This window comes from Thalassobacillus sp. CUG 92003, from assembly GCF_013618635.1.
Classification (GTDB): domain Bacteria; phylum Bacillota; class Bacilli; order Bacillales; family Halobacillaceae; genus CUG-92003.
The window spans coordinates 454,646-469,949 of record NZ_JABLSJ010000001.1; the positions used below are offsets into that span (position 1 = coordinate 454,646).

Below are 15,304 nucleotides of genomic sequence, written 5' to 3' on the forward strand. Positions count from 1 at the left end.
TGTGTGATGGAACAAGAACCGTTGTTTTTGAAGCCAGTGTTCAAGGAAAGAATCTGGGGCGGCACAAAGCTGCAGGAGCTGTTCGGGTATGATATCCCGTCCGAGCAGACAGGCGAATGTTGGGGGATTTCGGCCCACCAAAACGGTCCCAATGAAATTTTAAACGGGCCGTTGCAAGGAAAAACACTAGACGAAGTGTGGCAGTCACATCGAGAATTGTTTGACGGTGAAGAAGGGGAGGTTTTCCCTCTACTCGTCAAGATTTTAGACGCTAAACAGGATTTGTCCGTACAGGTTCATCCGGATGATGCTTATGCTCAGGACGTTGAAAAGGAAAGCTACGGAAAAACGGAATGTTGGTATGTCCTTGACTGTGAAGCGGGAGCGGAAATCATCTTTGGCCATCATGCCCAGACTCAAGCTGAGTTGGAGTCGATGGTAGAGGATGGCCAGTGGTCGGATTTGCTGCGCCGGGTCCAGGTCAAGCCAGGTGATTTCTTTTACGTTCCAAGCGGCACGATTCATGCCATAGGGGCAGGTGTGCAAATACTAGAAACGCAGCAAAGCTCAGATATCACCTATCGTGTGTATGATTATTATCGTAAAGGAGCAGACGGCAGTAAGCGGGAACTTCATTTGGAGAAGTCACTCGATGTGACCCAGGTTCCGCACGTGGATCCTGAACTGCAACGGACCACAACGAGGGCTGTAGACCTCAAGCAAGAGACCTTGATTGAGGAAGATAACTTTTCGGTATATCATTGGCACATTAATGGTACATCAGCCTCTTTGAGGAACCCTTCCTACTTGCTCATGAGTGTGGTAGCCGGAAGCGGTCAGGTCAAAACAAAGGAAGGCAGCACGTCATTCCAAAAAGGGGACCATTTTATACTGCCTGCTACGATTACATCGTTTCACCTGAAAGGCAATGCTGAGCTGCTTGTGTCACATTCCAATTAATTAAATAGACGTAACCGATAGCCGGATGACGATTGGTCATTCGGCTTTCGTATGGGGAAAGCTCTTAGAAAATAACGGCCCCCCCTTTTTCGAGTGGATTCAGCGAAAGAAAGCTGATACGCTTTGAATAAATCAACGTTAGGAGGGTGAGGTATGAAAATAGGTGCCATCGAAGCTGGAGGGACAAAGTTTGTGTGCGCTATCGGTGATGAAACAGGCGCCATTTACAACAAGACCACCATCGATACACGTAAACCAGAAGAGACACTTGAGGAGGTATATGATTTTTTTCAAGGATCCGGGATTGACCGTATCGGGGTGGGCAGTTTTGGACCAGTGGATGTAAAACCGGAGAGTGCCACCTATGGCCAAATCCAACAAACGCCGAAAATCGATTGGGTAGGCTATCCGCTGTTAAGTGAACTGGAACATCATCTTCAAGTCAAAGGCATTATTGATACGGATGTGAATGTCGCGGCTTTAGCCGAGAATAAACTGGGCGCAGCGCAGCAGAGCGATAATTCCATGTACATAACAGTTGGTACAGGTATAGGAGCAGGCGGCGTGATTAATGGGACGACGCTGACGGGACTGTCCCATCCAGAAATGGGCCACATTACGGTTCGGCGCCATCCGGATGATCATTACGCCGGAAGCTGCCCTTATCACCAGGATTGTTTGGAAGGTCTTGCTTCCGGTCCGGCTATTGAAGCGAGGTGGGGACAGGAAGGAAGGTTTTTGGAGGCCCGTCACGAGGTATGGGAAATGGAAGCCTATTATTTAGCTCAAGCCATTGCCACCTACATCTATATTCTGTCCCCTCAAACCATCGTCATCGGTGGAGGCGTCATGAAGCAGCAGCGCATGTATGGCCTGATCAGGCAAGAAGTTCTTCGCCAAATTAATGGCTATGTATCCTCAAGCAAACTGGATCCTCATCACGTCAATGATTATATTATCCCTCCTGCTTTGGGGGATGAAGCGGGCGTGAAAGGAGCTTTGCTTCTTGCTTGTCAGTTGTAGGAGCAACGCTTGACAATTTGAAGCGATTTCAGCTCCCAGAACAGCTTTTATGTTTGTTATAATATCGATAGCATTTAAATCTGACATAATAAGGATGATGGTATGAACTGGAATGAGCAGTATAACCGTTGGAACAATTTTAGTGAGCTCGATGATCAGTTGCGTTCAAAACTGACTGAAATGCAGGAAGATGAGTTATCACTGGAAGATGCGTTCTATAAAAACCTTGAATTCGGGACGGGCGGCATGCGAGGTAAACTAGGTCCTGGTACCAATCGGATGAACATTTATACGATCCGCCGAGCTGCCGAAGGGATGGCTCACTTTATTGCGGATAAGGGAAAAGGATGGAAGTCGAAAGGCGTCGTGATTGCTTATGACTCCCGCTATATGTCACAAGAGTTTGCCATCGAGACGGCGCGTGTACTCGGTCGGCATGGTATTCAATCCTATGTGTTCACCTCCCTGCGTCCTACACCTGAATTGTCATTTGCCGTGCGTTTTTTGCAAGCGGCTGCCGGCGTGATGGTAACAGCAAGTCACAATCCGCCTGAATACAATGGATTTAAAGTTTATAACGAAGATGGCGGTCAACTGCCTCCTGCCCAGGCTGAAGTCATGATCGATTTCGTAAATCAGGTTGAAAATGAACTGAGTGTCGATGCAGCAGAGCAGGCGACCATTGAAGAAAATGGCTTACTGGAATGGATTGATGACAAGGTGGACCGCGCCTATTTGAAGGAATTGCGCTCTGTTAATTTCAACCCGCAAATCACCCATGACCAGATCGGCGACTTCAACGTTGTGTTCTCCCCCCTTCACGGTACAGCACGCATGTTAGTGGAAGCAGGCTTCGAGCAAATCGGGTTAGCTGATAATTATTATCTTGTCGAGGAACAACAGGATCCGGATCCTGAATTTTCCACCGTCGATTCCCCTAACCCTGAAGAGCATCAGGCGTTTGCTTTAGCCATTGAAAAAGGGAAGGCAGTCAACGCTGATGTCCTGATTGCGACAGACCCTGACGCGGACCGTTTAGGTATTGCAGTACCTGATGGAGCGGGGGATTACACCGTATTAACAGGCAATCAAACAGGTGCTTTGATGCTGGATTACATTTTATCGCAAGAAGATGACCTGCCAGACAACGGTCTGATGCTGAAAACGATCGTGACCTCTGAATTCGGCCGGGCTATAGCTGAGCATTATAATATTGCAACGGAAGATACGCTTACAGGCTTCAAATTTATTGGCGAGAAAATTCGTGAATATGAGCGAACGGGAGAATACGAATTCCTGTTTGGATATGAGGAAAGCTATGGTTATTTAATCAAAGATTTTGCCCGCGATAAGGACGCTGTGCAATCTGTCATGTTGGCAGCTGAAATGGCGGTCTATTGGAAAGCAAAAGGCAAAACGCTCCTGGAAGCGTTATATGATTTATATGACCAGCATGGTTATTATCTTGAAGACTTGCAATCTTTGAAATTGGAAGGGAAAGTCGGAGTGGAAAAAATCCAATCCATTATGGAAAATTTCCGTGAAGCACCGATGAAGGAAGCCGGTGGAATCAACGTAACCACTTTGGAAGATTATGCAACTTCTACCCGGTGGGATGTACAGGAAGGCTCAAAATCTGACATTAACCTTCCGAAAGAGAACGTGTTGAAGTTCATTCTAGAAGACAATAGCTGGTTTTGCTTACGCCCTTCGGGAACGGAGCCAAAAATAAAATTTTATTACGGGGTCAAAATGGGCTCCAAAAAGGAATGCGATCAACGTCTGCTTGCCATTAAACAAACAGTAAATGACAAATTGAATACGTTGACCTAACTCGCACAAACAAAACCTCGCGCAGCTGAATCGTTCATGCTGCGCGAGGTTTTATTTAGAATAGACTTTATTCTGCTCAATTCATGAACGAGCTGTCGAGATTTTGGTTACAGAATCATGTTACCGCTTTCATTAAATTGTTGTATAATTAAAGAACACCTTACGGCAGAGAAAGGAGGGTAAAATGAAGTGATTAGAGCAACAGGAGTTGTTCAACTAATCGTCCGCGCAGCTAAAATGGAACACAATGGCAATTCCACGCATACATTAGAATCATTACTTGCCGATTTTACCTCAAGTTTAAATAATTATAGCATTCTTCACGTATCTGAGCCTCTGCAAGGAGACCGATTCACCGGTGTCGCTGTTACTGGAAAATTTGATGTTACGATCCCCTTCAAAGAAAAAGGACTGACGAAGGAGGATTATATCAGCTTTGTCTCCCCTACGCTAAACGCTCTTCAACCTCCTCATATAACGGTGGCCTGGGTGGAGGTATATCATGTGTCAGATAAAAGAGTCCATTATGAAACGTTCAATAAACCATACGTCTCCGAACTTCATTCTATGTAAATATGAAGCGCTCAGTTATAATACTTATAACTGAGTGCTTTTTATGACCAGGTTTTTATGAAAGAAATAAGGGGTAAAATGATGTAATAGGCCTATATAGAAAGAAGTGAGTGCATGGACAATGAGCGCGATATCAAATCACTGAAAAACATCAGATTGGATGGCCACTCGACTTCATTTCATCACGCCTTCATTGAACGCCTCGAGTATGAATGGATGATTGAAATCGTTACCCCCTCCCCCATTCCTCGATTGGAAGAAGAAAATCTAATCATTACAATCAGTTTCCAGCAAAATGATGGAATCGAATATCAAGACGTCGATGTCGAGTCTTATGAAGCAGAGGAAGGACGCGAATCGATTATTTATCGGTTTTTTATGTATCCTGACGATTAGTATCGGAATTTTCGAAATATTTGTAATATATTTGTAATATACAAATGTATAAAAAAGTAGTATAATAATACCATAATTTACTAATATTCTTCCTTTGAAAAGGCAAACTTATCGAAAGGTAAGGACGCAAAGCTACGGATCTTCAGCAAAAAGTATGCTAAGATCGCCGGGCCGCCTGAGGTGAATGATGGGAGGATCATTCATGGAGGGTCATCAGCAAGACATCAGGTTGGACGAGGAATGGATTGCATTGATGAAGGAAGCTGAACACCTGGGGTTGTCGAAAGAAGAAGTGAAAGCTTTTTTGCAGCGTACAAAGGGAAAGCCGGGGTCAGGATTAGTGGAACGCGTAAGCGGTTAAATGAATAAGTCATACGTACCTTCTGTCATTAAGATTTAGACAGAAGGTTTTTTCTGGATCTAAAGTAGTGATATAAATGAAAAAAATAAACGAAAAAAGCTTAAATTACGATTTTTTTGTTTGGTTTTTGCAGATGAGATTTAGTCTTTGTATGGTTTGGCAACTGTTTATAAATAAAACGCGCTATCAAGCGCATTGGTAGGTCTCGATTTCGAGATAAACAAGTTTCATTTCGGTATTACGAGTCAGGCCACCCCATTCGAAGGAACGTGATAGAACTTTCATGAACTTAGGGTCTGTTTTTATGCATAAACTGTCCAATGTCAAAGCTTGTAGCATAACCCCTCACAGAAACAGAAACTGAGTTCCTGAAATACGAGTTTCCGTTCCTCCCATTATCGTAAGGAGGGCCGGGAAATTGCGAGACTCCCGCGGGAGAAGGGGCTCGGCTAGACCCCACAGGGAGCGAAGCGAGCGAGGAGGCTGGCCGGTTCCCCGCAGGAAAGCGAGTGATTTCCCCGGCCCTCCAAACGCTCTCAAACATAATGGAAACAGCCAAGCTTAACAACAAGATGGATCAAGCAAAAAAATAACTTGGAATTTCCAAACAAAACACTTTAACTTTCTTGACAAATATTAGATAATAGAATAAAATACTGAAAATTCAGATTATACCTTCGGAAAGGGGTGGGCGACATGTTAAATGTAAAAATGCTGAAACCGTATTATGTCAAGGAAGATAAAAGTTTCATAAGAGTTGTTCTTGCCTACCAATATTTTTCAATGTTTATTGATGAAGAAATTTACCAATTCGTTCCGATTGAATCCAGAGAAATTATTATCGACCGTAAAAACCAACGCGTCCATAATGTTTTTGATGTGTTTGTCTTCCAACGTGGCAAACGGATGATTTATATGACAGTCTCAGACTTGTTGAAGCTGCCAGACTTTTTGACTCACCTGGACACGATCCTGACGCCGTATTATGAATCTGAAGAAAAGGCCGAGGGAGCACATCCTGATAATGAAGTAACCGAGATGATTGCTGAGATGGAGAAGCAAAATTTACGACGCTTGATTGACCGGGCTCTAGATGATGCTGATTCTACTGCATTTGTTGAGTTGTCAGGAACATGGAATGAAATGTATAGCTAAAAACCTGTTTTGTAAGCGCTTAACAGTCGGGAAAACTGAGTTACAAGGAGCTCCATAATTTTTTGTGGGGCTCCTTTTTGTTATGCCAAACAATAGTAAAACGTAAAAAATAAGAATATGTATTTCGGTCAATTATTCTCTTTTTTTAGTGTTTTTTTTAACATTCTGTAAAAAGTGTTAATGATATGAGAATAGTGACAACGCCAGCTTGAAAAATACGTTAAAATTTAATTATCATCATACAGTTGGAATATTATTCATGTGAAGAATAGGTGCCAAGCAGAGACGAGCTATAGGGGGTCGTGTTAATGGACAATACCTTACCGAAACGTGAAGAGTTAGACAGAGATTGGATAATATTGATCAAAGAAGCGAAGGAAGCCGGGCTGACTGTAGAAGAAATAAGACATTATCTAACCCGATATTCCACTTAATATTGCACGTATTTGCAGCGCCTTATTGTAGAGGCGTTTTTTTGTTGCTGTAATAGATCTAATATGTACATAAGCCGTGCGGTCCGCAAAACCATCATTGCTGTAATTTAATCAAATCCTTTTCCTCTCCCGAAAAATCGACATCATTTTGAAAATATATAGTCTTTAAAATGCAGGCATAAAGTCGTATAATGGGTGTATGTGCTTGGAAGGGGATAATATGAAGACAAACAGCCAAATATATTCAATATTGGAGAACTTTTCTTTTGCCTTAGATGTGCCTATCCTTGTTTTTAATGATGGTGAGAAGTTGATTAATTATTTTCCTGAGCATTTTATACGACCTCCGGAGATATTGCGAGGGCCACTGTACCGGCAATTAGCACTAACGCGGAATCTTCCCCCGCAACAACTCTATACATATTCAGATATCTATCATCATAATTTTTTCATTTATCCGATTAAGGATAACGAGGGAGCAGCAACGTACATCAGTATCGGCCCTTTGCTGATGAATGAAATCAAGCAGGATGATGTCCGGAAATTGCTGATAAGCAATGAGTTCACGTTGGATTATGAAGAGAACCTCCTGAACTATTTCCATCAGTTGCGCGTTGTCACGCCGAATCAGTTTCAGGCCATCAAACAGATTTCAGAGCTGACACTATCAGCTGTTGATCCAAATATCCGGCAGACTCCTCAAGATGAAGAAAGCAGAGCTTATGATGAATTTAAGCAGCGCTATGAACAGATCAAGTTCTTTCATCAACCTAAAGAATTTGAAGAGCATTTCTTATCATTGTTCAAACAAGGGGACGAAGCGTGTTTTGATATGCTCAAAAACATCGATAATTACCCTGTTCCTTCGATTGGGAACGGGAATCCTGTGCGTTCAAGAAAGAACTTGATGATATCGATGATCACCTTACTTGTCCGAACATCAGTTGAAGCCGGGGTGGAGCAGGAAGAAGCATATTCACTGGGGGATTTTTATATTAACTTATTAGAGTCGATCGACACATTGGACCGGCTGCTTATTTTAGAAAAGAACATTTATCATTCCTACTTTAATCGCGTTAAAAAACAGGATCGCTCGACTGTCTATACCCCGCTGGTCGCTCGTACCATCCAATATGTCTCAAAGCATTTGTCGGAGAGCATTTCTTTAGATGATATTGCAGGAGAATTCAAAGTTCACCCCAATTATTTGTCTTCTTTGTTTAAGAAAGAAACAGGGGATACGCTGTCACAGTACATTAACAGGCAGCGGATCAAAGAAGCGAAAGAGCTGCTCATCAATACCGATTATTCTTTATTAGAAATCAGCACGTTGATGGGGTTTAACACGCAAAGTTATTTTGCTCGCATTTTTAAGCGGCACGAAGGCGTGCCACCGAACGAATATAGGCGACACTATCATAATCCGACAGTTTAAATAGGTCGATGCTTTCCTTATGTATTTCTCACACGAGCGATAGGGGTGGCTGGAAACCATTATGTTTCTGAACCGCCCTCTCTCCTTTTCTGTATAAAAAAAGGAGAATTACATAGTAATATAAAGAAAAATTAAGAATGTTGTTCGTTATATAGAATAAATTGGAGAATTTACAGGTTTTTAAATTGTTGATTATAGCATATACTATAATTAACTATTCTCTATAAAGAACAAAACATAAAGATAGTCACGGCTGCGTATTACCGGTTCATGTCCGCCATGACTTTACTGAGTTTGCTGTACCTGCACATTAAGAGTAACAAGTCTGGCAACGTATGCGTTTGCCTGTAAGATGTCTAACCGAGATAGCTGATTAGAAGGGGAGGGCGGGACATGATTGGGGACAGGCTACAATTTTTAAGGCTGCAAAAAGGTTACACCCTAAGCGAATTGGCAAGACGCTCAGGGGTGTCCAAATCTTATATCAGCAACATTGAACGCGGATTACAAAAGAACCCATCCTTAATTGTTATGAAAAAACTTTCAGAAACATTGGACATTTCAGTCGAAAAGCTTTTGGAATTTAAACACCAGCAAGACTCAGAGAAATAATTGTAAGGCTGAGGCATGTGAACGGAGGATTTATTATGCAAAACACCATTCATAACCAGTTAGACGAGGAGTGGAAGGCTTTATTAAGCGAGGCAAAACAACTGGGAGGACTCAGCATCGAGGAAATCAAACGCTTTTTAGAAAATGCATAACGGAAGGGGTGTTTCTGATTTGAGAAATAGCCCCTTTTTCTATGGTTATTAAACAGGCGTGCCCGAACTTATGGGGCACGCCTGCTTATTAAAATTCTTCTTTTTCAAGGATAAGGTAGTTCATTTCTTTTCTATCAATACTGTTATAACGTTGCTTGTTAAACAAGTAGAAGATAATCCCCAGAATCATCCATAACGCTAACGCGATATAGGATTGAATTCCAAGTGATGCTGGTGAAAACGGCAGTAGCAATAAGGCCAGAAATCCGAGTGAACTGATCAATCCGACTAAAGACAACAGTTTTCTTCCCGGAGATACTGTTTCAATGCGTGAAGATGTCTCTCCTTTGGACCAGCGGAAATATTTATAAGCAGTAGCTGTCGTAAAGAAATAAGCAATTGCCACGCCAGTAGATGACATGTCCACCACCCATAACAAGGCTTCGCGACCGAACCATGGCGCAATCAAGCAAATAGCCATTGTGAACAAGATTCCGACGTAAGGCGTGTGGTATTTACTGTGTAAGCTGCGAAACGCATTGGGCAAAATCCGGGCGCGTCCCATGGCAAAAGTCAGACGGCTGGATGAGATATAAAATCCATTCAGGCCGGTGAATATTCCCATTGAAACTGCAATCGCTATGATGAAAACACCCGTACGTCCCATGTAACTTTCAATTGCATCGCCAGTACCCCAGACTGAATTTTCAGTTTGTGATAATAACGCCTGCCAAGGCATGACGCTTGCTGCGATAATGTTCATGATTGAATAGGCAAGACCGGCTGCCACAAGTGACCAGACGATCAACCCGAATGCTTTTTTCGAATTGAATTTGAATTCCTCAGCAGCTTGCGGGATATTATCAAATCCTACATAAGCGAAAGGTGCAAGCGCAAGTATGGTCAAAATAGAAGCAATTGACGTTTGGCCCGGCTTGAAAACAGGATCCAGATTGGCCAGACTAGGGTCTTCACTGATAATTGCTCCAACGCCTAATATGAGAATCCCCAGAATCAGAACCATACTGAAACCGAATTGCGTGCGGCCGGAAAAACTTGCGCCGCGAATATTTAAAATAGCAAAGATAATGAGGGCTAGACTTGCGATGAGTATTTGCACGATATAAACTTCATAGTCAGCCACCGTGTACAGATAACCTTGTTCAACGAAGTTCGGGAACAGAAACTTCGCAAGCAGAGCTAGGGCTGAAGCATTCAAAGCCACGATGCACAAATACCCAAGTGTTAAGAACCAGCCTGCTATAAATGCGAATAATCGACCAAACCCGATATAAGCGTAGGCAAACTCGCCTCCTGTCACCGGGAATTTGTCAATGAGGAAGCCGTAACTCACCCCAATTACAATCATTAAGGCTGCTCCTAAAAGAATGCCGATGACGACACCTAAGGGACCAGCTTGTCCAATCCAGTCCGTCGGCAGGACGAAAGCTCCCCACCCGATAGCGGAACCGAATGCGATCGCCCATACCCAATGTGGTTTCAGCGATCTTTCTAATTTTTGTCTTTCACGTCTAGGCATAAACTTCCTGATCCTCCTCTAAGTAATAGCTATGTCCTATATTTTACGGAAGTATGTAATGGCGCACAAATATTTATAGGCTATTAGCAGCAAAAAATGACGAATTTCGCCATTGGACAAACACCTATTCAAGAAAAATATCGCACATTGATGCACAATTATGAAACGTTTGTGCAACTTAGATCGTCAAATAAAGTAGATTAGAAAAAAATGCGCCATTAGTAGGTTCACTAAGTAGGTTACAATCTCTAAAATAGGGGTAGTGCATAATTAAAGGCAGTTTTTGTGTGAATTTGTAAAGTTTTCTGATGGTGCCTTTTAAAGGAATACGTGTGTTTATTACAATATTGTAATACAAAAGGGCAAACTATTATGGTATAATTCAATTTGAAAAAAGACTCGAAAATTGAAATGAACGCAATAAAAATAAGCAACCACATTTTTTATTAAAACGTAGTTGTATGGGTATAGGAGGGTCTTTAACGTGGAATATCAGGCCTTATTATTTTGCTTTATTCTCTCAATCGTTATTACACCACTCGTTAAAAAAATCGCAATAAAAATTGGGGCAACAGACCAACCGAATGATCGTAAAGTTCATAAGATAATGATGCCGCGACTCGGCGGGCTCGCTATATTTATCAGTTTTGCCGGCGGTTTCCTTATATTCTTTCCAGAAAGCAGTTATGCCTGGCCCGTGCTTGTTGGTGCTACCATCATCATCATCACCGGGGTTCTGGATGATTTAAGGGAGCTTTCAGCGAAGGTCAAATTAGGCGGCCAACTCGTAGCAGCAGTCATCGTTGTCATCGGCGGTGTCCAGGTTGAATTCATTAACCTGCCGTTTGGCGGCGAAATTCAATTCGGATATTTCAGCATTCCCATCACCATTCTTTGGATTGTCGGGATCACCAACGCAATCAACTTGATTGATGGACTGGACGGGCTGGCAGCCGGCGTGTCAGCAATTGCCTTACTAACGATTTCCGGAATGGCGATCACAATGGGTAACGTGTTTGTGGTATTTGCCGGCTTGATGATGCTCGGAAGCACACTAGGGTTTCTGATTTACAACTTTTACCCGGCCAAAATTTTCATGGGAGACACCGGGGCGCTATTTCTCGGTTTTATGATCAGTGTGCTATCTCTGTTAGGCTTCAAGAATGTTACGTTATTTTCATTTATTATTCCTGTCATTATACTCGGAGTTCCGATTTCTGATACAATTTTTGCAATTGTAAGACGGATGGTAAACCGTAAACCCTTGTCAGCACCTGACAAATCGCATTTGCACCATTGTTTAATCAATCTCGGCTACACACACCCTGAAACAGTATTGGTCATTTATGCCATGAGTGCCTTGTTCAGCTTAGCAGCCGTAATCTTCTCTCAGGCCACGTTGTTCGGAGCAGTAATCGTCTTATCTGTTCTGTTGTTCCTCGTAGAACTTGTTGTTGAAATGACTGGTTTGGTCGGTCAAAATTATCGCCCAATTTTAAATCTTATCCGAGATTATAAACCTAGGAGATAACGTCACTTAATCACATCCTTACTTAATGGATGTGATTTTTTGAATGCTTAAGATTAGCCTCTCCAATTTTTACTATATTAAACATATTTTTTAGTAAATGTCACATATTTCAAATAGAGCCCCGCATCACGCTGTTAAGTGATGCGGGGCTAGCTTTTACATAGAATCTTCATGTTCAGATGATCGATCGTTCTCTGTATAAGAATTGGAGTCTTCTTCATTATTCTGGTTCAGCCCAAGATGCTGTTGAAGCATTGCTTTTGAATTAGCTAAACTATTCTCTTGGAGTCGATAATACCAAACGCCGTCAATTGTAGTGGGCTCACCTTCCAGTTGGCTCTTGTTAAATTCCAACCCTTCTTTATTGATCGCATAATCCTTGAAGGAAATCATCTCTTCAAAGGTTAAATTGGTCTTCATGTTATTGCCGATCGAATCGATCACATCACCATAATTTGAAATCGAGCCAACTTCCGAAGCTCTTCTGACAATGGCCTGAATTAACTTCATTTGCCGTTCGCCTCGTGCTAAATCACTGTCATATTTTCTCGTGCGGGCTAGAGCAAGAGCTTCTTCCCCGTTGATATGCTGCTCACCTTCCGATAGTTCAATGGCATTGTCACGGTCCTTGCTGTTCTGTTCTTTTATATCAAACGGAACATCGAAATCAATCCCATTTAAAGCATCGACAGTCTCTACAAAAGAATTGAAATTGAGCCGAACATAATAGTCGACAGGAACTTCAAATAATTCTTCAACCGTTTTGACAGTGGCGTCGATACCACCATAAGCGTGAGCGTGGGTTATCTTGTCCTTGTAGCCCAAGTACGGGATATTGACGTAAGAATCGCGAGGTATGTTGACCATATTGACGGAATTATCACTCTCGTTGAACGAGGCTAACACAAGCGCGTCTGAACGCGAAGGAGCCTCACTGTGGTCTCCATTACTGCGTTTCTCGCTATCATCAACGCCAACGAATAACACGGTGGTGTTATCAAGGTCAGGATTGATGGCAGTGTCTCGCCTGTCCGATTTTTCACCACGATCCAGTTCCTCGTGAGAGTTGTTAGATGCCTCTTTTGCTTTATCAGTCAGGTACATCGCATACCCAGCCGTTGTCCCGACTCCTACGAGTACAAGAAACAAGAGGAAAACAATGGTAATCTTAATTTTTTTATATTTCATGATGGTACGCTCCTTTTAGTCTTCAAGGACTTCACTTTCCATATACGAAACATCTCCCGGTGAAACCTTGGCCTGATCACGTGTCAAGTCAATAATCCACTGAGTGAATCGTTCCTCTTCGCCATCTTCTACATATACTAACAGTTCCACATTTTCAAGATAATTAATCCTGTCCAACGTGTAAGTGGAATGGCGTAATTCATGTTCCAGCTTCCCAAGCAGCGCATAATCAGCTGTAACGGTCATATGTCTCATAAGTTGACGTTTAACGACCCCTGTTGCTTTAATGGCTTCAGATACAGCAGAAGCGTAAGCGCGAATCAAACCGCCCGCTCCCAACTTTGTTCCACCAAAGTACCGGGTCACCACGACAGCCGTATCTTTCAATCCTTTTCGCTTCAATACATCAAGCATCGGCACACCGGCTGTGCCGCTTGGTTCCCCGTCGTCATTCGCTTTTTGGATTAAATCATGTTCGCCGATTAGATATGCGGAACAATTGTGGCTTGCATCACGGTGCTTTTTTTTAATGTCTTGAACAAATTCCTGGGCTTGTTCTTCTGTTTCGCATCTTTGAACGTATCCAATGAATCGAGATTTTTGAATAATTATTTCTTCTTCGTTACCTGCGTGATTTACCGTATAATAGTGGTTAAGCATTTTGGAAGGATACCTCCTAAAAGTTAATTATATCGCTATGAAATCATCACGGCAAATTATTTCGTTCTTTGTGACAAAAAATCGAACTATAGGATATTGTTGTCGGTTAACCCCCACAAAATGGAGTAGGTCTAACGAATGACTATGTGAAAATTGATGGAGGGACTGGAGATGAGTGAAAGCAAACCTGGGGATAAAGCACTCGACCATATCATTCAAGAAATGGTTGATACAGTTTCCAACAGTAAAGATGAGATTTTTCAAATTGGTGAAGAATCCCGAAGTGAATTTGATCAATTAAAACGTGAATTAGATGAAACGAAAAAACAAGTGTTCGTTCTTATAGATGAATCGGACAAGCTTGAACAAAAAGTCCGTTTTTCCCGAAAACGTTTATCTGAAGTGAGTAAACATTTTCAACACTATTCCGAAGAAGAAATTCGTAAGGTCTACGAGCAGACACACCAATTGCAAATGGATCTATCGATGAAACAGGAAAAGGAAAAACAACTGAGGCAGCGGCGCGACGATCTCGAACGAAGGCTGAAAAATCTTGAAGAAACCATCGGACGCGCAGAGGCGCTGGGAGGAAAGATTTCTGTTGTGTTGAACTACTTAACCGAAGATTTCCGCCAAGTGTCCGAAGTTCTTGAAGATGCTAAAGAAAAGCAGGAATTCGGTCTTCAGATCATTGAAGCACAGGAAGAAGAGCGCCGCCGGTTGTCTCGTGAAATACACGACGGACCAGCTCAAATGCTGGCCAACGTCATGCTTCGTTCGGATCTCGTTGATCGCACATTTCGGGAACGCGGCGTAGATGAAGCGTTAAAGGAGATTAAGGATGTACGCGATATGGTGCGTTCAGCCCTATACGAAGTCCGCCGGATCATTTATGATCTGCGGCCAATGGCGCTGGATGACTTAGGATTAATCCCGACGCTAAAAAAATATTTATCTACTGTCGAAGAATACAATGACATGACCATTACATTCACTCACTTTGGTCACGAACAGCGATTTGCCAGCAAATTTGAAGTCGCCCTGTTCCGCCTGATTCAAGAAGCCGTTCAAAACGCCGTCAAACATGCAGAACCTAACGACATACAAGTTAAAGTCGAAATGAAGCAATCGTATTTTACCATCATTGTAAAAGACAACGGCAAAGGGTTTGACACCTCCGTCAAGAAAGAAAACTCCTTTGGCCTCGTCGGCATGAAAGAACGCGTGGAAATGCTTGAAGGCGAAATCACCATTGATTCCACCCCTGGTGAAGGTACAATGGTCATGATTCAAATTCCGCTTGATTTATCTTAAAGGAATGACTATGTAATAAGTCGTAAATCGTTTATAATAGGAATATATACGTAATAACGTATAGTTTACAAAGAGACGATGGAACGACGGTTAATGATGTTTGTTAAACCTAACAAAATGAATGGCTGAAACAAGTC

General features: G+C 42.4%; 16 protein-coding genes and 1 riboswitch. Of the genes, 13 read left to right on the forward strand and 3 right to left on the reverse strand.

What is annotated here, in order from left to right; translation table 11 throughout:
- The first annotated feature begins 6 nt into the window (after window positions 1-6).
- The 11 genes from manA to sinI all read left to right on the forward strand — a co-directional run bounded on the left by manA (window position 7) and on the right by sinI (window position 8,934).
- Window positions 7-960, forward strand: a complete 954-nt coding sequence (gene manA, locus HOP45_RS02075) for a mannose-6-phosphate isomerase, class I (protein WP_181347354.1) — start codon at window positions 7-9, stop codon at window positions 958-960.
- A gap of 153 nt (window positions 961-1,113) precedes the next feature.
- Window positions 1,114-1,983 (forward strand): ROK family protein, encoded by an 870-nt coding sequence (locus HOP45_RS02080; protein WP_181347233.1) that lies wholly within the window; start codon window positions 1,114-1,116, stop codon window positions 1,981-1,983.
- 102 nt (window positions 1,984-2,085) lie between these two features.
- On the forward strand, window positions 2,086-3,816 hold the full coding sequence (locus HOP45_RS02085) for a phospho-sugar mutase (RefSeq protein ID WP_181347234.1): 1,731 nt from the start codon (window positions 2,086-2,088) through the stop codon (window positions 3,814-3,816).
- A gap of 189 nt (window positions 3,817-4,005) precedes the next feature.
- Window positions 4,006-4,389: a hypothetical protein gene (locus HOP45_RS02090; RefSeq protein WP_181347235.1), complete on the forward strand. Its 384-nt coding sequence runs from the start codon at window positions 4,006-4,008 to the stop codon at window positions 4,387-4,389.
- 114 nt (window positions 4,390-4,503) lie between these two features.
- Window positions 4,504-4,785, forward strand: coding sequence for a hypothetical protein (locus tag HOP45_RS02095; RefSeq protein WP_181347236.1), 282 nt, complete (start codon window positions 4,504-4,506; stop codon window positions 4,783-4,785).
- 91 nt (window positions 4,786-4,876) lie between these two features.
- Window positions 4,877-4,964, forward strand: a riboswitch (cyclic di-GMP riboswitch).
- A 23-nt stretch (window positions 4,965-4,987) separates the two neighbouring features.
- On the forward strand, window positions 4,988-5,146 hold the full coding sequence (locus tag HOP45_RS02100; RefSeq protein ID WP_304650456.1) for an anti-repressor SinI family protein: 159 nt from the start codon (window positions 4,988-4,990) through the stop codon (window positions 5,144-5,146).
- A 696-nt stretch (window positions 5,147-5,842) separates the two neighbouring features.
- Entirely contained in the window at window positions 5,843-6,301 is a 459-nt protein-coding gene (locus tag HOP45_RS02105; RefSeq protein ID WP_181347238.1) for a hypothetical protein, read from the forward strand.
- A 308-nt stretch (window positions 6,302-6,609) separates the two neighbouring features.
- Window positions 6,610-6,735 carry an anti-repressor SinI family protein gene (locus HOP45_RS02110; protein WP_181347239.1) on the forward strand — a complete coding sequence of 42 codons (126 nt, stop codon included), beginning with the start codon at window positions 6,610-6,612 and terminating at the stop codon, window positions 6,733-6,735.
- Window positions 6,736-6,955: 220 nt separating this feature from the next.
- Window positions 6,956-8,170, forward strand: a complete 1,215-nt coding sequence (locus tag HOP45_RS02115) for a helix-turn-helix domain-containing protein (RefSeq protein ID WP_181347240.1) — start codon at window positions 6,956-6,958, stop codon at window positions 8,168-8,170.
- Between the two features lie 393 nt (window positions 8,171-8,563).
- Entirely contained in the window at window positions 8,564-8,782 is a 219-nt protein-coding gene (locus HOP45_RS02120; RefSeq protein ID WP_181347241.1) for a helix-turn-helix domain-containing protein, read from the forward strand.
- A 35-nt stretch (window positions 8,783-8,817) separates the two neighbouring features.
- Window positions 8,818-8,934 carry a DNA-binding anti-repressor SinI gene (sinI, locus tag HOP45_RS02125; protein WP_181347242.1) on the forward strand — a complete coding sequence of 39 codons (117 nt, stop codon included), beginning with the start codon at window positions 8,818-8,820 and terminating at the stop codon, window positions 8,932-8,934.
- Window positions 8,935-9,022: 88 nt separating this feature from the next.
- Here sinI and HOP45_RS02130 read toward each other — a convergent pair whose 3' ends face one another.
- Window positions 9,023-10,474: an APC family permease gene (locus tag HOP45_RS02130; RefSeq protein WP_181347243.1), complete on the reverse strand. Its 1,452-nt coding sequence runs from the start codon at window positions 10,472-10,474 to the stop codon at window positions 9,023-9,025.
- 484 nt (window positions 10,475-10,958) lie between these two features.
- Here HOP45_RS02130 and HOP45_RS02135 point away from each other — a divergent pair, with 484 nt between their 5' ends.
- On the forward strand, window positions 10,959-12,005 hold the full coding sequence (locus HOP45_RS02135) for a glycosyltransferase family 4 protein (protein WP_181347244.1): 1,047 nt from the start codon (window positions 10,959-10,961) through the stop codon (window positions 12,003-12,005).
- Between the two features lie 156 nt (window positions 12,006-12,161).
- Here the strand turns inward: HOP45_RS02135 and HOP45_RS02140 are convergent, their stop codons facing one another.
- Both HOP45_RS02140 and HOP45_RS02145 read right to left on the reverse strand, forming a co-directional pair.
- The gene (locus tag HOP45_RS02140) at window positions 12,162-13,193 is read right to left on the reverse strand and encodes an LCP family protein (protein WP_181347245.1); all 1,032 of its coding nucleotides are present in this window, start codon (window positions 13,191-13,193) and stop codon (window positions 12,162-12,164) included.
- 15 nt (window positions 13,194-13,208) lie between these two features.
- A complete protein-coding gene (locus HOP45_RS02145; RefSeq protein ID WP_181347246.1) occupies window positions 13,209-13,853 on the reverse strand; it encodes a YigZ family protein in 645 nt (214 codons plus the stop codon).
- Between the two features lie 171 nt (window positions 13,854-14,024).
- On the opposite strand from HOP45_RS02145, the gene HOP45_RS02150 reads away from it, so the two are divergent.
- Window positions 14,025-15,167, forward strand: coding sequence for a sensor histidine kinase (locus tag HOP45_RS02150; protein ID WP_181347247.1), 1,143 nt, complete (start codon window positions 14,025-14,027; stop codon window positions 15,165-15,167).
- The last annotated feature ends 137 nt before the right edge of the window (window positions 15,168-15,304 follow it).

Bases quoted from the DNA above. Each gene is read 5' to 3' on its own strand.
- HOP45_RS02150 (WP_181347247.1), top strand. From the start codon at position 14,025: ATGAGTGAAAGCAAACCTGGGGATAAAGCACTCGACCATATCATTCAA.
- HOP45_RS02105 (WP_181347238.1), top strand. From the start codon at position 5,843: ATGTTAAATGTAAAAATGCTGAAACCGTATTATGTCAAGGAAGATAAA.
- HOP45_RS02085 (WP_181347234.1), top strand. From the start codon at position 2,086: ATGAACTGGAATGAGCAGTATAACCGTTGGAACAATTTTAGTGAGCTC.
- HOP45_RS02140 (WP_181347245.1), bottom strand. From the start codon at position 13,193: ATGAAATATAAAAAAATTAAGATTACCATTGTTTTCCTCTTGTTTCTT.
- manA (WP_181347354.1), top strand. From the start codon at position 7: ATGGAACAAGAACCGTTGTTTTTGAAGCCAGTGTTCAAGGAAAGAATC.
- HOP45_RS02095 (WP_181347236.1), top strand. From the start codon at position 4,504: ATGGACAATGAGCGCGATATCAAATCACTGAAAAACATCAGATTGGAT.
- sinI (WP_181347242.1), top strand. From the start codon at position 8,818: ATGCAAAACACCATTCATAACCAGTTAGACGAGGAGTGGAAGGCTTTA.
- HOP45_RS02145 (WP_181347246.1), bottom strand. From the start codon at position 13,853: ATGCTTAACCACTATTATACGGTAAATCACGCAGGTAACGAAGAAGAA.
- HOP45_RS02115 (WP_181347240.1), top strand. From the start codon at position 6,956: ATGAAGACAAACAGCCAAATATATTCAATATTGGAGAACTTTTCTTTT.
- HOP45_RS02080 (WP_181347233.1), top strand. From the start codon at position 1,114: ATGAAAATAGGTGCCATCGAAGCTGGAGGGACAAAGTTTGTGTGCGCT.
- HOP45_RS02110 (WP_181347239.1), top strand. From the start codon at position 6,610: ATGGACAATACCTTACCGAAACGTGAAGAGTTAGACAGAGATTGGATA.
- HOP45_RS02100 (WP_304650456.1), top strand. From the start codon at position 4,988: ATGGAGGGTCATCAGCAAGACATCAGGTTGGACGAGGAATGGATTGCA.
- HOP45_RS02130 (WP_181347243.1), bottom strand. From the start codon at position 10,474: ATGCCTAGACGTGAAAGACAAAAATTAGAAAGATCGCTGAAACCACAT.
- HOP45_RS02120 (WP_181347241.1), top strand. From the start codon at position 8,564: ATGATTGGGGACAGGCTACAATTTTTAAGGCTGCAAAAAGGTTACACC.